13 protein-coding genes and 7 tRNA genes are annotated in these 16,231 nt (G+C 65.7%); 5 read left to right on the top strand and 15 right to left on the bottom strand.

Translation table 11 applies throughout. From position 1 onward, the window contains the following. The first annotated feature begins 477 nt into the window (after positions 1–477). Complete coding sequence (gene aceA / locus G3N61_RS21390; RefSeq protein ID WP_043189211.1) at positions 478–1,785, top strand: isocitrate lyase; 1,308 nt, start codon at positions 478–480, stop codon at positions 1,783–1,785. 226 nt (positions 1,786–2,011) lie between these two features. Here the strand turns inward: aceA and G3N61_RS21395 are convergent, their stop codons facing one another. Then, on the bottom strand, positions 2,012–2,446 hold the full coding sequence (locus G3N61_RS21395) for a universal stress protein (RefSeq protein WP_043189208.1): 435 nt from the start codon (positions 2,444–2,446) through the stop codon (positions 2,012–2,014). 159 nt (positions 2,447–2,605) lie between these two features. After that, complete coding sequence (locus tag G3N61_RS21400) at positions 2,606–3,511, bottom strand: LysR family transcriptional regulator (protein WP_043189205.1); 906 nt, start codon at positions 3,509–3,511, stop codon at positions 2,606–2,608. A 154-nt stretch (positions 3,512–3,665) separates the two neighbouring features. Between G3N61_RS21400 and G3N61_RS21405 the strand changes: the two genes are divergently transcribed. Continuing rightward, positions 3,666–4,427 carry a haloacid dehalogenase type II gene (locus G3N61_RS21405; protein WP_205823527.1) on the top strand — a complete coding sequence of 254 codons (762 nt, stop codon included), beginning with the start codon at positions 3,666–3,668 and terminating at the stop codon, positions 4,425–4,427. A 67-nt stretch (positions 4,428–4,494) separates the two neighbouring features. Continuing rightward, positions 4,495–6,087 carry a malate synthase A gene (gene aceB, locus G3N61_RS21410; RefSeq protein ID WP_043189200.1) on the top strand — a complete coding sequence of 531 codons (1,593 nt, stop codon included), beginning with the start codon at positions 4,495–4,497 and terminating at the stop codon, positions 6,085–6,087. 135 nt (positions 6,088–6,222) lie between these two features. Here the strand turns inward: aceB and G3N61_RS21415 are convergent, their stop codons facing one another. Beyond that, a complete protein-coding gene (locus G3N61_RS21415) occupies positions 6,223–6,636 on the bottom strand; it encodes a gamma-glutamylcyclotransferase family protein (protein ID WP_089450853.1) in 414 nt (137 codons plus the stop codon). Between the two features lie 256 nt (positions 6,637–6,892). On the opposite strand from G3N61_RS21415, the gene G3N61_RS21420 reads away from it, so the two are divergent. Further along, positions 6,893–7,768, top strand: coding sequence for a helix-turn-helix transcriptional regulator (locus G3N61_RS21420; RefSeq protein WP_043189294.1), 876 nt, complete (start codon positions 6,893–6,895; stop codon positions 7,766–7,768). Between the two features lie 24 nt (positions 7,769–7,792). Here G3N61_RS21420 and G3N61_RS21425 read toward each other — a convergent pair whose 3' ends face one another. From G3N61_RS21425 to gltX, 9 genes are all read right to left on the bottom strand, one after another. Continuing rightward, positions 7,793–8,257, bottom strand: coding sequence for a GNAT family N-acetyltransferase (locus tag G3N61_RS21425; RefSeq protein WP_027787064.1), 465 nt, complete (start codon positions 8,255–8,257; stop codon positions 7,793–7,795). Positions 8,258–8,793: 536 nt separating this feature from the next. Continuing rightward, positions 8,794–8,870 (bottom strand) — tRNA-Asp (locus G3N61_RS21430). Between the two features lie 73 nt (positions 8,871–8,943). After that, a tRNA-Glu gene (locus tag G3N61_RS21435) sits at positions 8,944–9,019 on the bottom strand. Between the two features lie 66 nt (positions 9,020–9,085). Then, positions 9,086–9,162: transfer RNA gene (locus G3N61_RS21440), tRNA-Asp, on the bottom strand. 78 nt (positions 9,163–9,240) lie between these two features. After that, a tRNA-Glu gene (locus tag G3N61_RS21445) sits at positions 9,241–9,316 on the bottom strand. A gap of 63 nt (positions 9,317–9,379) precedes the next feature. Next, a tRNA-Asp gene (locus G3N61_RS21450) sits at positions 9,380–9,456 on the bottom strand. Positions 9,457–9,535: 79 nt separating this feature from the next. Next, positions 9,536–9,611 (bottom strand) — tRNA-Glu (locus G3N61_RS21455). Positions 9,612–9,752: 141 nt separating this feature from the next. Further along, a tRNA-Ala gene (locus G3N61_RS21460) sits at positions 9,753–9,828 on the bottom strand. A 128-nt stretch (positions 9,829–9,956) separates the two neighbouring features. Continuing rightward, on the bottom strand, positions 9,957–11,366 hold the full coding sequence (gltX, locus tag G3N61_RS21465) for a glutamate--tRNA ligase (protein WP_089450854.1): 1,410 nt from the start codon (positions 11,364–11,366) through the stop codon (positions 9,957–9,959). Positions 11,367–11,646: 280 nt separating this feature from the next. Between gltX and G3N61_RS21470 the strand changes: the two genes are divergently transcribed. Continuing rightward, complete coding sequence (locus G3N61_RS21470; RefSeq protein ID WP_043189191.1) at positions 11,647–12,561, top strand: patatin-like phospholipase family protein; 915 nt, start codon at positions 11,647–11,649, stop codon at positions 12,559–12,561. A 147-nt stretch (positions 12,562–12,708) separates the two neighbouring features. On the opposite strand, the gene G3N61_RS21475 is transcribed toward G3N61_RS21470, so the two are convergent. The 3 genes from G3N61_RS21475 to G3N61_RS21485 all read right to left on the bottom strand — a co-directional run bounded on the left by G3N61_RS21475 (position 12,709) and on the right by G3N61_RS21485 (position 16,228). Continuing rightward, on the bottom strand, positions 12,709–13,383 hold the full coding sequence (locus G3N61_RS21475) for a C40 family peptidase (RefSeq protein ID WP_006481953.1): 675 nt from the start codon (positions 13,381–13,383) through the stop codon (positions 12,709–12,711). Positions 13,384–13,511: 128 nt separating this feature from the next. Next, entirely contained in the window at positions 13,512–15,134 is a 1,623-nt protein-coding gene (locus G3N61_RS21480) for a dipeptide ABC transporter ATP-binding protein (RefSeq protein WP_043189188.1), read from the bottom strand. Then, positions 15,131–16,228: an ABC transporter permease gene (locus G3N61_RS21485; RefSeq protein WP_205823528.1), complete on the bottom strand. Its 1,098-nt coding sequence runs from the start codon at positions 16,226–16,228 to the stop codon at positions 15,131–15,133. The genes G3N61_RS21480 and G3N61_RS21485 overlap by 4 nt, the downstream gene beginning before the upstream one ends. Between the last annotated feature and the right edge of the window lie 3 nt (positions 16,229–16,231).

Raw genomic sequence — 16,231 nt, forward strand, 5'->3', positions numbered from 1 at the left:
CGTGACGGCGGCCCGCGTCGCGACGGTCAACGCAGCGGCGGCCCGCGTCGCGGCAACGCGTCGTAAGCACGCACGGGCGGCCACTGGCCGCCCCACGGAGGGCAGACCCGCGGATAGCCGCCCTGCCCATCCAGCCAACCGGCGCATCTGCGCCGGTTTTTTTTCGTCCCGCCCCACATTTCACGATACGGAAAATTTTTTTGTGTCGTAAAAAATCATGCTGCGCGGCACAACCCGGGCGATTGCGGGATGGAAAAAAGCATTTCTTATCTCGAAATTTCAGTTTCAAGATACTGATTTAAAACAACTAAAAATTTACCCCACTCCCCGACAAGCCCCCTGTCCCGCTCCGGTCGATTTGCCTAGACTCTTATACAAGACCTCGCGAACCGGAACACCCCGCTCCCGGCTTCGAGAACAGCCTCACCACTGTCAGATTCAACCCATCAGGCATCGCACCGCATCAAGGAGCTCATCATGTCGCGTCAGCAACAGGCACAGGAACTGCAACAGCAATGGGAAACCGATCCGCGCTGGAAGGGCATCAAGCGCAGCTACTCGGCTGACGACGTGGTCCGCCTGCGTGGTTCGATCCCGATCGAGCACACGCTCGCCAAGCGCGGCGCGGAAAAGCTGTGGAGCCTCATCAACCACGAGCCGTTCGTCAACGCACTCGGCGCACTGACCGGCAACCAGGCGATGCAGCAGGTGAAGGCCGGCCTGAAGGCCATCTACCTGTCCGGCTGGCAAGTGGCCGGCGACGCGAACGTCGCGGGCGAAATGTACCCGGACCAGTCGCTGTACCCGGCAAACTCGGTGCCGCTCGTCGTGAAGCGCATCAACAACACGCTGACGCGCGCCGACCAGATCCAGTGGTCGGAAGGCAAGAACCCGGGTGACGAAGGCTACGTCGATTTCTTCGCACCGATCGTCGCTGACGCGGAAGCCGGTTTCGGCGGCGTGCTGAACGCGTTCGAACTGATGAAGGCGATGATCGAAGCCGGCGCGTCGGGCGTCCACTTCGAGGACCAGCTGGCGTCGGTGAAAAAGTGCGGCCACATGGGCGGCAAGGTGCTGGTACCGACGCGTGAAGCCGTCGCGAAGCTGTCGGCAGCGCGTCTCGCGGCCGACGTGATGGGCACGCCGACCGTGCTGGTTGCCCGCACCGACGCAGAAGCGGCCGACCTGATCACGTCCGACGTCGACGGCAACGACAAGCCGTTCCTGACGGGCGAACGCACGGTGGAAGGTTTCTTCCGCACGAAGCCGGGCATCGAGCAGGCGATCTCGCGCGGTCTCGCGTACGCGCCGTACGCCGACCTCGTCTGGTGCGAAACGGGCAAGCCGGATCTCGAGTACGCGAAGAAGTTCGCGGAAGCGATCCACAAGCAGTTCCCGGGCAAGATGCTGTCGTACAACTGCTCGCCATCGTTCAACTGGAAGAAGAACCTCGACGACGCGACGATCGCGAAGTTCCAGAAGGAACTCGGCGCGATGGGCTACAAGTTCCAGTTCATCACGCTGGCCGGCTTCCACGCGCTGAACTACTCGATGTTCAACCTCGCGCACGGCTATGCGCGCACGCAGATGAGCGCGTTCGTCGAGCTGCAGCAGGCCGAGTTCGCGGCGGCGGACAAGGGCTTCACGGCCGTCAAGCACCAGCGCGAAGTCGGCACCGGCTACTTCGACGCGGTGACGCAGACGGTCGAACGCGAAGCGTCGACCACTGCGCTGCACGGCTCGACCGAAGACGAACAGTTCTTCGACGGCAAGAAGGTCGCGTAAGCAGCGCACGACGCGCAAGCGTCACGCCGATGCCGGCCCGTCACGCGACGGCGCGGCATCGGCCACCGGACAACAATCAGGGAGGAGACGGCAGGCGCGCGATGTCATGCGCGACCGGCCGCGCGGCCTGCGTGCCGCCAGCAACGACGCGCGCCGGCTTCGTCCGGCGCGCCCTTTTTCTGCGGTGTGGATCGCGTTGCCGTCCCGCGGCCACGGCCCCACCGCCCTACCGATAGACGATCACCGGAATTTTCGTATGGGTCAGCACGCGCTGCGTCTCGCTGCCGATCAGCAAGCTGCCGAGCCCGCGGCGTCCGTGAGACGCCATGAAGATCACGTCGCAGCCGCCGCGTTCGGCCGCCTCGATGATGCCGAGATACGGCGACGGATGGACACTCGTCCAGGTGTCGCAGTCGACGCCGGCGGTCTTCGCGGCCGATTCGACCTCGTCGAGATGTGCGCGCGCCTCGCGCTCGCTGCGCGCCCGGAAATCGGCGGGCGGCTCGATGATCACTTCGGAAAACGGCGAGTACGGATACTGCGGCAGGCACGCGTACGCCGTAACGCGCGCACCGACCGCGCGAGCCAGGTCGATCGCGCCGTCGATCGCCTTCTGCGACAGTTCGGAACCGTCGGTTGGAACGAGGATGTGCCGGAACATCGCGCCCTCCTTCGTCAATCGCACGCCGCTCGCCGCGATCCCGACCGGGCCGGCCGCGACGCGTCGGACATGCCTGCTACGAGTGTAGTGCGCGAAACCGCGCAATCGGCACCGGCAGCGGGTTCGCCCTCATATCGGAAACGCGCGGGCCTGCGCGGCCTACTCGCCCCAATATCCGGGCTGCTCGTAGGTGTGCTTCAGGTAATCGAGAAACAGCCGCACGCGCAGCGGCAGATGCCGACGTTGCGGAAACACCGCGTGGATGCCGATCGGCGGAGCCGCGAAGGCGTCGAGCACGCTGACGAGACGGCCGGCCGCGATGTCCTCGCCGACCTCCCACCACGAGCGCCACGCCAGGCCGTGACCGGCGAGACACCACTCGTGCAGCACCGCGCCGTCCGAGCATTCCATCGTGCCGTTCACGCGGATCGACACGACCTTGTCGTCCTCCTGGAACGCCCAGCCGCGTTGCTGGTTCGCGTTTGCCGCGAGCGCGAGGCAGTTGTGCCGCGCCAGCTCCGCGAGCGTGGCCGGCGTGCCGCGCCGCGCGAGATACGCGGGAGAAGCGACGCACACGCGGCGATTCTCGCCGAGCTTCAGCGACACGAGCGACGAGTCGGGCAGCTCGCCGAGCCGCACCGCGCAATCGAACCCCTCGTTGACGAGGTCGACCATCCGGTCGGACAGGTCGAGCGTGACCGACACGTCCGGATGCCCGACGCTGAATTCCGGCACGAGCGGCGCGACGTGCCGCCGGCCGAAGCCGGCCGGCGCGGAAATGCGCAGGTGGCCGCTCGCCTTGACGCCGCCGGCGGACACGCTCGCCTCCGCGTTCTGCATGTCGTTGATGACGCGCTGGCAATCCTCGAGGAACGCCGAGCCCTCGAACGTCAGCGTGAGCTTGCGCGTCGTGCGCACCAGCAGCTTGACGCCGAGCCGCTCCTCGAGCGCGTCGAGACGGCGGCCGATGATCGCCGGTGCGACGCCTTCCGCGTGCGCGGCCGCCGACAGGCTGCCCTTTGCCGCGACCGCGGCGAACGTTTCGATCTGCTTGAACCGGTCCATGACTCGCAGGGGCGGCGCTGCCGCCCTTCAAATAGCTTAAACCGCTCAAGATTAGGTATATGAAAGTAAAAGATCAAGTGATGTTTAGCGTCTTTTTTAGCGCATACGATCACGAATAGAATTTACCTGACCTCTGAAACTGGAGCGCAAGGCTATGTCGGCCACAACGACACTCTCCTCTCCCGACGCAATCCTCTTCGACGCATTCGGCACGTTGTTCGACGTGCGTGCGGTCCTGGCCGCGGCGGAACAGATGTTTCCCGGTCACGGGGAACGGTTGTCGCAGCTGTGGCGACGCAAGCAGATCGAATACTCGCAGTTGCGCACGCTCGCCGATCCGGCCGGCGCGCGCTATCGCCCGTTCCGGGACATCACGCTCGATGCGCTGCGGTTCGCCGCGCGCCGGCTCGGGCTCGCGCTGAACAGCGCGGCCGAGAAGCGGCTGATGGACGAATACGCGTGCCTGTCCACCTATCCCGATACGGTGCCCGCGCTGCGCAAGCTGCGCGCGCTCGACCCGCGCCCGCCGCTCGGAATCCTGTCGAACGGCACGCCGCAGATGCTCGACATCGCGATCAAGAGCGCCGGCATGTCCGGGCTGTTCGATCGCGTGCTGTCGGCCGACACGGTGCGTGCGTACAAGCCGAGCCCGGCCGCCTACGCGCTCGGCACCGCCGCGTTCGGGCCGAACCGGCGCGGCATCGTGTTCGTGTCGTCGAACGCGTGGGACGTCGCCGGCGCCGTCTGGTTCGGCTACACGACGTTCTGGCTCAACCGCACGGGCGCGCCCGCCGAGGAACTCGGCGCGCCGCCCGACGGCACGGGCACCGGCATGGCCGACCTGCTCGCATTCCTCGCCACCCCGACTCCGTCCGGCAGATCCGCAAACCGCACGCGCCCCGGCCCGGGTGCATGACGTTCGCAGCGCTGCCGCCTTCCCCCTTCACCGAAACCGCAACTGACCGACCAAGGAGATGAGACTCATGAGCACCCCGATCACGCTGCCGCAAGGCATGGCGATCACCGGCGACATCCAGCCGGGTTACGAAGCAATCCTGACGCCCGAAGCACTCGCGCTCGTCGCGGCGCTGCACCGCACGTTCGAACCGCGCCGCCAGGCGCTGCTGCAGGCGCGCGTCGAGCGCACGAAACGCCTCGACGCAGGCGAGCGCCCCGACTTCCTGGCCGAGACGAAGACGATCCGCGAAGGCGACTGGAAAGTCGCGCCGCTGCCGGCCGACCTGCAATGCCGCCGCGTCGAAATCACGGGCCCCGTCGAGCGCAAGATGATCATCAACGCGCTGAACTCGGGCGCCGATTCGTACATGACGGACTTCGAGGATTCGAACGCGCCGAGCTGGACGAACCAGATCGACGGCCAGATCAACCTGAAGGACGCGGTGCGCCGCACGATCTCGCTCGAGCAGAACGGCAAGTCGTACCAGCTGAACGACAAGGTCGCGACGCTGATCGTGCGTCCGCGCGGCTGGCACCTCGACGAAAAGCACGTGACGGTCGACGGCCAGCGCGTGTCCGGCGGCATCTTCGATTTCGCGCTGTTCCTGTTCCATAACGCGAAGGAACTGCTCGCGCGCGGCTCGGGCCCGTACTTCTACCTGCCGAAGATGGAAAGCCATCTCGAGGCGCGCCTGTGGAACGACATCTTCGTCGCCGCGCAGGAAGCCGTCGGCGTGCCGCGCGGCACGATCCGTGCGACGGTGCTGATCGAGACGATCCTCGCCGCGTTCGAGATGGACGAGATCCTGTACGAACTGCGCGAACACAGCTCGGGCCTGAACGCCGGCCGCTGGGACTACATCTTCTCGGCGATCAAGAAGTTCAAGAACGACCGCGACTTCTGCCTCGCCGAGCGTTCGAAGATCACGATGACGGTGCCGTTCATGCGCGCGTACGCGCTGCTGCTGCTGAAGACCTGCCACAAGCGCAACGCGCCGGCGATCGGCGGGATGAGCGCGCTGATCCCGATCAAGAACGATCCGGAAGCGAACGACAAGGCGATGGGCGGCGTGCGCTCGGACAAGCAGCGCGACGCGACCGACGGCTACGACGGCGGCTGGGTCGCGCACCCGGGCCTCGTGCCGATCGCGATGGAAGAATTCGTCAAGGTGCTCGGCGACCAGCCGAACCAGATCGCGAAGCAACGCGACGACGTGCAGGTCGAAGGCAAGAACCTGCTCGACTTCCAGCCGGAAGCGCCGATCACCGAAGCCGGCCTGCGCAACAACATCAACGTCGGCATCCACTACCTCGGCGCATGGCTCGACGGCAACGGCTGCGTGCCGATCCACAACCTGATGGAAGATGCGGCCACGGCCGAGATCTCCCGCTCGCAGGTGTGGCAATGGATTCGCTCGCCGAAGGGCGTGCTCGACGACGGCCGCAAGGTCACCGCCGAACTCGTGCGCGAATATGCGAAGGCCGAGCTCGACAACGTGAAGCGGTCGGTCGGCGGCAACACGCAACCGTATGAGCGCGCCGCGGCGATCTTCGAGCAGATGTCGACGTCGGAAGGCTTCACCGAATTCCTGACGCTGCCGCTGTACGAGGAAATCTGACGAAGCTGCCCGCCGCGACCGGTGCCGGCCCTGCGTCGGCGCCGGTCGCATGCGATCACGGCATCAAAAAAAGCGCCCCTCGGGGCGCTTTTTCTATTGCGGCAAGATCAGCTACTGCGGCTGCCGCACAACCGGTCACACGGCTTCCCGCTCGCGCCGGTGCTGGACCCAGTCGCCCGACGCAATGCGCGGACGCCCGGCTGTCGCGTGCGCGGCGACCGGATAATACAGGCAGGCGTACTGCCGGCCGCCGAGCTCGACGGTCACGTCTTCCGGCTTGAATAGCGAGTCGACACCCGGATAGACGCGCTCGATCTCGTCGAGCACGGGAACGAGCTGGTCGTCGACCTCGTAGACGTCGCCCCAGACGAGCGACTGGCCGGCCGCCCCGGCGATCATCCCCGGATAGGTACCGAAATCGTACAGTTCGCCCGGCAGCGCGGCGGCGCCAAGCAGCGTCGGCGCGGCAATCCCGTGCCTGGCGGCCGCGTGGCCGATGTCGTTGGCCTCCCCGTTTCTCAAGGTGCCGTAGACGAATACGTAACGCATCGTGGTTCTCCTCTTCGATTCGTATGTTGCCGTGTTCGGGCGCGATTCGCGCGGAATCGCCCACGCATCGATAGACCGCGATACCGGCCAGATGGTTCGAGCCCTCGAGCGCGCCCGGCTCCGGGCCGCCCCGAAATCGCCGGGCTCCCATACAAAGTTCATTTGAACGCGGCATGATCGCCCGACAAACCGCCGCATGCGCTTTCGCGGCGCCTTCTACAATAACGGCATCGCCGCCGCGCTGCCCGAATCGTCCATGAATCCGCCCGCCCAAGCCGACGTATCGAACCCGTACGTCATCGACATTCCGCCCGAATTCGCGCCGACCGCCGTCCATCCGATGCGCGTGCGCGCAAGGCAGGTCAATACCGGGTATCGCATCCCGCTGCATACGCATGCGTGGGCGCAGCTCGCGTACGCGTCGCGCGGCGTGCTGCGCGTCGCGACGACCGGCACGACATGGATGGTGCCGCCGTCCCGCGCGATCTGGGTGCCGCCGCACGTGACGCACGAGGTCGTGATCGTCGAAGAGGCGTATTTGCGCACGCTGTACATCGACGAGTCGATCGTGCCCGACGGGCTCGATGCGTGCCGCGTCGTCGAAGTGACGGGCCTTCTGCGCGAGCTGATCGTCGCACTCGACGCGCGCGACCTGAGCACCGCGCGCGAGCGCCTGCTGTGCGGGCTCGTGCTCGACGAGCTGAGCCACGCCGAACCGCTGCCGCTCGCCGTGCCGATGCCCGACGAAAAGCGGCTGCGCATGCTGTGCGAATCGGTACTCGCGCACCCGGCGCACGCGGAGTCGCTCGAACACTGGGCCAGCGAGGTCGGCGCGAGCACGCGTACGATTTCGCGGCTGTTCAAGCAGGAACTGGGGGTGAGCTTTTCGCAGTGGCGTCAGCAGGCGCTGCTGGCGCGGGCCATTCCGCTGCTGAACCAGGGGCGCCCGCTGTCGCATATCGCGCGCGAACTCGGCTACCAGAGCCAGAGCGCCTTTTCGGCGATGTTCCGGCGTGCATTCGGCGAAAGCCCGCGCGCATTCATGCTGCGCGGCTACGAGCACCGTGGCCCGGAAGCCCGCCTCGTGGACGACGAAACCCCGGACGACGACGCGATCAGCGCTGCCCGCTGAACGCCCCGCTCCGGTCGCCGACCGTCAGACCGGCCGCACCATGTGGCGGATCGAGCCCAGTTGCGCGAGCCGCGACCCGGCAACCTGATAGCCCATGCGCAAGTAGAGACGCGCGGCAGGATTGTCGACGAACACGCGCAGTTGCAGCTCGTGCAGCCCGCGCGCACGCGCCCAGCGGTGCGACATGTCGAGCATGTAGGTACCGGCGCCCTGCCCGCGATGGCCGGCCGCGATCTGTACGTCGCGGATGTGTAGCGAGTCGCCTTCCTCGGTCACGCGCAGCACGCCGATGCGTTCGCCGTCGGCCTCGAGGATGAAGTTCTCGGATTCGCGCCAGCTCGCGTAGAACAGGTCGCTGCGCCACACGAGCCCATGGCGCTTGTAATAGCCGCCCATGTTGCCGTGCGTCAGCGCTTCGGCAAACGGAAAATCGCCAGCCTCCGCGGGCCGGAGCTGATACAGGAGTCGCAGGTCGGTCGGATCGAGCATCGCGCAGGGGTCAAGAACGCATCCCGCCACGATAGCGCAGTCGCGTGCGGATGCAATCGCGGATTTCTCGTAGCGGCTCGACGCCGGATGACCGAAAGTTACGCGCAGCCAGCGGGCGCAACCGGAAGCGCAAATGAAAAAGCCCGCGCAAGGCGGGCTTCTTCATTTTCTGGCGGAGCGGACGGGACTCGCCTACATCCCGCAGGCCGCGGCTGCGCTTGCAAGCGCAGCCCTTCGAGTCCCGCCGGAAGCCGCGCAGGCGGCTTCCTCCACTCCGCAGTCTCGCGCCCGCCAGCGGGCGCAACCGGAAGCGCAAATGAAAAAGCCCGCGCAAGGCGGGCTTCTTCATTTTCTGGCGGAGCGGACGGGGCTCGCCTACATCCCGCAGGCCGCGGCTGCGCTTGCTATCGCAGCCCTTCGAGTCCCGCCGGAAGCCGCGCAGGCGGCTTCCTCCACTCCGCAGTCTCGCGCCCGCGAGCGGGCGCAACCGGAAACGCAAATGAAAAAGCCCGCACAAGGCGGGCTTCTTCATTTTCTGGCGGAGCGGACGGGACTCGAACCCGCGACCCCCGGCGTGACAGGCCGGTATTCTAACCGACTGAACTACCGCTCCAGTCTTGCTGCTTGCCTGGCAGGCGTCGGTTACTTCCTGCCGGCGCATCGTTTGTTCGAACGACGCCGAAATCTGGCGTCCCCTAGGGGATTCGAACCCCTGTACTCACCGTGAAAGGGTGATGTCCTAGGCCTCTAGACGAAGGGGACAACGTACTGCTTACATCTTTAATGCAAAAGCCCGTTCAAAAAACGTTCTTTGAACGGGCTTCGTTCTGGCGGAGCGGACGGGGCTCGAACCCGCGACCCCCGGCGTGACAGGCCGGTATTCTAACCAACTGAACTACCGCTCCAGCTTTCTTACTCCCACCTGCAGGACACCGTCACGTTCCTGCCTGTGTTGCGACACTTCTACGAAACGCCGCTGAATCTGGCGTCCCCTAGGGGATTCGAACCCCTGTACTCACCGTGAAAGGGTGATGTCCTAGGCCTCTAGACGAAGGGGACAACGTACTGCTTACATCTTTAATACAAAAGCCCGCTCAAAAACGTCTTGAACGGGCTTCGTTCTGGCGGAGCGGACGGGACTCGAACCCGCGACCCCCGGCGTGACAGGCCGGTATTCTAACCGACTGAACTACCGCTCCAGCTTTCTTACCCTCACCTGCAGGACGTCGGTTACGTTCCTGCAAGCGTTGCGACACTTCTATGAAACGCCGCTGAATCTGGCGTCCCCTAGGGGATTCGAACCCCTGTACTCACCGTGAAAGGGTGATGTCCTAGGCCTCTAGACGAAGGGGACAAAATCTTTTCAGACCTGTCTGACTTTCGCTATTCACTTTTCAATCAACAGCGAAGGCCGAAATTCTAACTGCTTTGAATCATTTTGTGAAGCATTTATTACTACCACTACTGCTTCGCAAATCAATCCAGCTTGTTCTGATGGTGGAGGTAAGCGGGATCGAACCGCTGACCTCTTGCATGCCATGCAAGCGCTCTCCCAGCTGAGCTATACCCCCTTGCAGAACAGAAATGAGATTATATGGAGCTACTTTGAACTTGTAAATACCCTTTTTGCGATTCGAGCGAAATTTTTTGCGAAGCTGCCGCGATGTCACGCACGGGCAGCTTCGCTCGCCCCCGAACCTCAGGCCAGCGCGGCCTCGATGCGCGACACCACGACGTCGCGACCGAACAGCACGAGCACCGCATCGATCGACGGCGTGTGCGTCGTACCCGCCACCAGCAGACGCACCGGCATCGCGAGTTGCGGCATCTTCAGCTTGTGCGTGCCGAGCGTCGCCTTCAGCGCGGCGGACACCGCTTCCTTCGTCCAGTCGGCCGCCTTCAGCGCCGCGACGAGATCGGCCAGCGCCGGCCGCACGACATCCGTCACGTGCTGCGCAAGCGCATCGGCTTCCGGAGCCGGCACACGGTAGAACATCGTGGCGCCTTCCGCGATCTCCTTGACCGTCGTCGCGCGATCCTTCATCAGCCCGACCACGGCTTCGAGCGCGGGGCCCGTCGCGATCGCCGCATCGTCGATGCCCAGTGCGGCGAGGAACGGCTTCGCCAGTTCGGCCAAGCGTGCGTTGTCCGCTTCCTTGATGTAATGCGCGTTCAGCCAGCTCAGCTTGCTGTGGTCGTACTGCGCGGGCGACTTGCCGAGATGCTCGAGATCGAACCATTCGACGAACTGCTCGCGCGTGAAGATCTCGGCATCGCCGTGCGACCAGCCGAGGCGCGCGAGATAGTTGACGACGGCTTCCGGCAGGAAGCCCGCGTCGCGGTACGCCATCACGCTCATCGCGCCATGCCGCTTGCTCATCTTCTCGCCCTGCTCGTTCAGCACGGTCGGCAGGTGCGCGTAGACGGGCGGCTCGCCGCCGAGCGCATTCAGGATGTTGATCTGGCGCGGGGTGTTGTTCACGTGGTCGTCGCCACGGATCACGTGCGTGATGTCCATGTCCATGTCGTCCACCACCACGCAGAAGTTGTAAATCGGCGTGCCGTCCGGGCGCGCGATCACGAGGTCGTCGAGTTCCTCGTTCGAGATCTCGACACGCCCCTTCACGGCGTCGTCCCACACGACCGTTCCCGTCAGCGGATTGCGGAAGCGCAGCACCGGCTTCACGCCAGCCGGCGGCTCCGGCAGCACCTTGCCGGGCTCCGGACGCCACGTGCCGTCGTAGCGCGGCTTCAGGCCGGCCTCGCGCTGGCGTTCGCGCAGCGCGTCGAGCTCCTCGGCCGACATGTAGCACGGATATGCGAGACCCTTCTCGAGCATCTGCGCGAGCACCTCGCGATAGCGGTCCATCCGCTGCATCTGGTAGATCGGGCCTTCATCGAAATCCAGGCCGAGCCATTGCATCCCTTCGAGGATCGCGTCGACCGCTTCCTGCGACGAGCGCTCGACGTCGGTATCCTCGATGCGCAGCACGAACGTGCCCTTCATCTTGCGGGCGAACGCCCACGGATAGAGCGCGGAGCGGATGTTGCCGAGGTGGATGAAGCCAGTGGGACTCGGCGCGAAGCGGGTACGGACAGGACGGGTCATAAACGGTAACTCGAACGCCTGGGGCGCATGAATGATTCGACGCGGGATCGACGGCGGCAGCCCGGACAGCAACGGGGCCGGCGACGCCCGGAACGGGAAAGAAGCCGGAATTATACTCGCGCCGGACATCGCGCCAAGCGCGCCGCTTGCTTTATGATGTGCGCGCCGCGGCCGCCAGCCGGCGCGGCACCGGCCGCACGGAACCCGCTGCGCGGCCGCTCGGAACCTATCGCCGCCGCGGGCCGTGTAACCCGCCGCCAAGCCGCCGGAGAACCATTCGATGTCGTCCCCTCGCCTGTCGCGCCGCCATTTCACGATCGCCGCCGCGTCCGCCAGCCTCGCCGCCTGCACGTCGTTCGGCGACAAATCCCGCCCCACCACCGCACAGACGCAGGAAAAGCCCGTGAAGATCGGCATCGCGCTCGGCGGCGGCGCCGCGCGCGGCTTCTCTCACATCGGCGTGCTGAAGGCGCTCGAAGCGCGTGGCATCCCGGTCGAAATCGTTGCGGGCACGAGCGCGGGCTCGGTGGTCGGCGCGCTCTATGCGTCGGGCATGAGCGCGCTGCAGATCAACAAGATCGCGCTCGACATGGACCAGGCGGCAATCAGCGACTGGGCGCTGCCGTTCCGCTCGCGCGGGCTGCTGCAGGGCGTGGCGCTGCAAAACTTCCTGAACAAGACGCTCAACAACCGGCCGATCGAAAAGATGGCGAAGCCGCTCGGCATCGTCGCGACCGATCTGCAGAACGGTCAGCCGATCCTGTTCCAGCAGGGCAACACGGGGCTCGCGGTGCGGGCGTCGTGCAGCGTGCCGTCGGTGTTCGAACCGGTGAAGATCGGCAACCGCGAGTATGTCGACGGCGGCCTCGTGAGCCCGGTGCCCGCTTCGTACGCGCGCAAGATGGGCGCGAGCTTCGTGATCGCGGTCGACATCTCGGCCCGGCCGGACGGCGCGGCCACCAACAACCCGATCGAGATGCTGCTGCAGACCTTCACGATCATGGGCCAGACGATCAAGACCTACGAGCTCGACAAGTACGCGGACGTCGTGATCCGCCCGAGCCTCAACGCGATGGGCGGCAGCGACTTCAACCAGCGCAACGCCGCCATCCTCGCGGGCGAGGAAGCCGTCGCGCGCATCATGCCGGAACTGCAGCGCAAGCTCGCGGCAGCGCGTGGCGTGGCTGCCGCGTAAGCACACCGTGCGCTGGCCGGCGCGCGCCGCCGGCCTGTGTGCGGCGAGGCGGCTGCCGGCTCACCGTTTGCACCGCCCCAAAACAAAAAACCCTGCCGCCTTTCGGTGACAGGGTTTTTTCGATCCGGCCGGACTGGCCGTCGAACGTCAGTTGTTGCCGTTCGCCGAATCGTCGCCGATCGTCGCGCGCACGCGCTGACGCAGATCTTCCGGCTTCATCGGGAATTCCGATTCGATCCGGCGCGCGCCGGTGAAACGCTTTTCCCAGTAGCCGCTGTCGAGATCGTCGACGCGGACGGTGCTGCCCGTCGACGGCGAGTGCACGAACTTGTTGTCGCCGATGTAGATGCCGACGTGCGAGAACGTACGGCGCATCGTGTTGAAGAACACGAGGTCGCCCGGCTTCAGGTTGCTCATGCTCACCTTCTCGCCGACGCGGCTCATCTCTTCCGCGCGACGCGGCAGCGACATGCCGAGCGTGTCCTGGAACACGTAGCGCACGAAGCCGCTGCAGTCGAGGCCCGAATCCGGCGAGTTGCCGCCCCAGCGGTAGCGCACGCCGATCATGTTCAGCGCGCCGACCACCACGTCGCCCGCCTTGCCGGCCATGCCGGCGAGGAACGACTTCGCACCGCCGCTCGACGGCTGCGCGCTGGTCTGCTGGAGGGAGGAACCCGACCCGATCTGAGTCGAATTGGTGACATTCTGATTAAAACTGCTGACTTCGTCGGCGAACGCGCCGGGAGCTGCTGCGAACAGGGCGCCGATGAACAGCCCGGCGATGGTGCGCGCGCATGCCTGGGTCAGGGATCGATGCTGCATTGGTCGATGGAATGTGCTTAAAAATCAGCTGATTGGCGGAAAATTTCGGTCGATACTAGCCAGCGCGTAATCGTTTGTCAAAACAAATTAATAAATACAATCGAGATGGTCAGACCATTGGCGGCCTATCACGCTTTCCAGACCGCTTTCAACAGCTTTTGTGTGTAAGGATGTGTCGGTTTGGTGAAGATGTCGGCCACCTCGCCCGACTCCACGATCGCCCCGCCCTGCATCACCGCGACGCGGTGCGCCATCGCCCCGATCACCTCGAGATCGTGGCTGATGAATACATAGCCGAGGTTGTATTTCTGTTGCAAATTCGCGAGCAGTTTCAGCACCTGCTGCTGGATCGACACGTCGAGCGCGGACGTCGGCTCGTCGAGGATCAGGATGCGCGGCTCCAGCACCAGCGCGCGCGCGATCGCGATCCGCTGGCGCTGCCCGCCCGAGAATTCGTGCGGATACCGGTGCAGCACCGTGCGGTCGAGGCCGACTTCGCGCAGCACCGCGAGCGACTTCGTGCGACGCGCATCGGGCGTCATGTCCGGGCGATGCAGCTCGAGCCCTTCGCCGACGATCCGCTCGATCGTATGACGCGGCGAAAGCGAACTGAACGGATCCTGAAAGACGACCTGCATGTTCGAGCGCAGCGCGGTCTGTTCGCGGCCGCGATAGGTCGACAGCGCGCGCCCCTGGAATTCGATCGTGCCGCCAGCCGTCTTCTGCAGGCCGAGCAGCGCCATCGCGAGCGTCGACTTGCCTGACCCCGATTCGCCGACGATGCCGAGCGTCTCGCCCTGCCGCACCGACACCGATACGTCCGCGACGGCCGTCACCGGCACCGAGCCGAACCAGCCCGCGATGCCCGGCCGCTTGCGTGCGAACTGCACGCTCACGTGGTGCGCGTCGAGCACGACGGGCGCGATCGGCATCACCGGCGCGACCGTGCGTTGCGGCCGGCTGTTCAGCAGCCGCTGCGTGTACGGATGCTCGGGGTCCGCGAAGATCCGCTCGACGGGCCCGCTCTCGACGAGCCGGCCATGCTCCATCACCGCGACGCGATCCGCAAAGTGCCGCACGAGATTCAGGTCGTGCGTGATCAGCAGGATCGCCATCCCGCGCTTTTCCGCTTCCTCGCGCTGCAGTTCCAGCAGCAGATCGACGATCTGCGCGCGGATCGTCACGTCGAGCGCAGTGGTCGGTTCGTCGGCGAGCAACAGGCGTGGCCGGCACGCGAGCGCCATCGCGATCATCGCGCGCTGCCGCTGGCCGCCCGACAACTGGTGCGGATAACTGTCGACCCGCTTCTCCGGCTCCGCGATGCCCGTGCGCGCGAGCAACGCGATCGCCCGCTTGCGTGCCTCGACAGCCGAGACGCCGTCATGCAGCACGATCGTCTCGCCGATCTGCACGCCGATCGTATACAGCGGGTTGAGCGCCGTCATCGGCTCCTGGAAGATCATCGCGATGTCCGAGCCGCGCAGCCCGCGCATCTCGCGCTCGCTCTTCGCCACCAGATCCTGCCCCGCGAAGCGGATCGTGCCGCTCACGTCGGCGTCGCGCAGCAGCCGCAGGATCGACAGCGCGGTGACGCTCTTGCCAGAACCCGACTCGCCGACCAGCGCGACGCGCTCGCCGCGGCCGATCGCGAGCGTCACGTCGTCCACCGCGACCGTGTCGCCGAAGCGCACGTGCAGATGCTCGAGCGACAGCAGCGGCGCTTGCTGCGTCGATACGACCGGTTCGCTCATCGCTGGCCTCCCGCCGCGCGCACCGAATCGGCGATCCGCGTGTCGAGTGCGTTGCGCAGCGCGTCGCCCATGAAGGTCAGCAGCAGCAGCGTCGCGACCAGCACGCCGAAGGTCGACAGCGAGATCCACCAGGCGTCGAGATTGCCCTTGCCCTGCGCGAGCAGCTCGCCGAGGCTCGGGGTCGGCGGCGGCACGCCGAGCCCGAGGAAATCGAGGCTCGTGAGGGCCAGGATCGAGCCGCTCATCCGGAACGGCAGGAACGTGATCACCGGCGTGAGACTGTTCGGCAGCACGTGGCGCCAGATGATCTGCCCGTTCGTGAGCCCCATCGCGCGCGCCGCGCGCACGTAGTCCTGCGTGCGGTTGCGCAGGAATTCCGCGCGCACGTAATCGGCGAGCCCGATCCAGCCGAATAGCGACAGCAGCACGATCAGCAGCAGGAAGCTCGGCTCGAAGATCGACGCGAAGATGATCAGCAGATACAGCTCGGGCAGCGAGCTCCAGATCTCGATCAGCCGCTGCCCGACGATGTCGATGCGTCCGCCGAAGAAGCCCTGCACGGCGCCCGCCGCGATTCCGAGCAGCGTGCCGATCACGGTCAGGATCAGCCCGAACTCGACCGACACGCGGAACCCGTACACGAGCCGCGCAAGCAGGTCACGCCCCTGCGCGTCGGTGCCGAGCCAGTTCGCGCGCGACGGCGGCGCAGGGTTCGGCACGTTCGAGAAGTAGTTCAGCGTGTCGTAGTAGTAACGGTTCGGCGGGTAGACGACGAAGTTGCCGGGTGCCTCGAGCCGCTTGCGCACATACGGATCGAGATAGTCGGCCGGTGTCGGGAAATCGCCGCCGAAGGTCGTCTCCGGATACGCATGGAACAGCGGGAAATAGTACTGGCCGTCGTAACGCACGACGAGCGGCTTGTCGTTCGACCACAGCGGCGCGGCCACGCTCGCGGCGAAGGCCACGAAAAAGATCACGAAGCTCCAGTAGCCGAGGCGCTGCTGCCGGAAGCGTTGCCATACGCGGCGCGCGGGCGACGGCGACACGCGGGCGCGCGCCACGTCGATGCGGGAAGACACGACGGTCCGGTTCATCGC

Origin of the sequence: Burkholderia sp. Ac-20349 (genome assembly GCF_017104865.1) — a bacterium.
In the GTDB taxonomy this organism is placed as follows: domain Bacteria; phylum Pseudomonadota; class Gammaproteobacteria; order Burkholderiales; family Burkholderiaceae; genus Burkholderia; species Burkholderia aenigmatica.

Excerpts from the sequence above, each read along its gene's own strand:
- aceA (WP_043189211.1), top strand. The coding sequence starts at position 478 with ATGTCGCGTCAGCAACAGGCACAGGAACTGCAACAGCAATGGGAAACC.
- G3N61_RS21395 (WP_043189208.1), bottom strand. The coding sequence starts at position 2,446 with ATGTTCCGGCACATCCTCGTTCCAACCGACGGTTCCGAACTGTCGCAG.
- G3N61_RS21400 (WP_043189205.1), bottom strand. The coding sequence starts at position 3,511 with ATGGACCGGTTCAAGCAGATCGAAACGTTCGCCGCGGTCGCGGCAAAG.
- G3N61_RS21405 (WP_205823527.1), top strand. The coding sequence starts at position 3,666 with ATGTCGGCCACAACGACACTCTCCTCTCCCGACGCAATCCTCTTCGAC.
- aceB (WP_043189200.1), top strand. The coding sequence starts at position 4,495 with ATGAGCACCCCGATCACGCTGCCGCAAGGCATGGCGATCACCGGCGAC.
- G3N61_RS21415 (WP_089450853.1), bottom strand. The coding sequence starts at position 6,636 with ATGCGTTACGTATTCGTCTACGGCACCTTGAGAAACGGGGAGGCCAAC.
- G3N61_RS21420 (WP_043189294.1), top strand. The coding sequence starts at position 6,893 with ATGAATCCGCCCGCCCAAGCCGACGTATCGAACCCGTACGTCATCGAC.
- G3N61_RS21425 (WP_027787064.1), bottom strand. The coding sequence starts at position 8,257 with ATGCTCGATCCGACCGACCTGCGACTCCTGTATCAGCTCCGGCCCGCG.
- gltX (WP_089450854.1), bottom strand. The coding sequence starts at position 11,366 with ATGACCCGTCCTGTCCGTACCCGCTTCGCGCCGAGTCCCACTGGCTTC.
- G3N61_RS21470 (WP_043189191.1), top strand. The coding sequence starts at position 11,647 with ATGTCGTCCCCTCGCCTGTCGCGCCGCCATTTCACGATCGCCGCCGCG.
- G3N61_RS21475 (WP_006481953.1), bottom strand. The coding sequence starts at position 13,383 with ATGCAGCATCGATCCCTGACCCAGGCATGCGCGCGCACCATCGCCGGG.
- G3N61_RS21480 (WP_043189188.1), bottom strand. The coding sequence starts at position 15,134 with ATGAGCGAACCGGTCGTATCGACGCAGCAAGCGCCGCTGCTGTCGCTC.
- G3N61_RS21485 (WP_205823528.1), bottom strand. The coding sequence starts at position 16,228 with ATGAACCGGACCGTCGTGTCTTCCCGCATCGACGTGGCGCGCGCCCGC.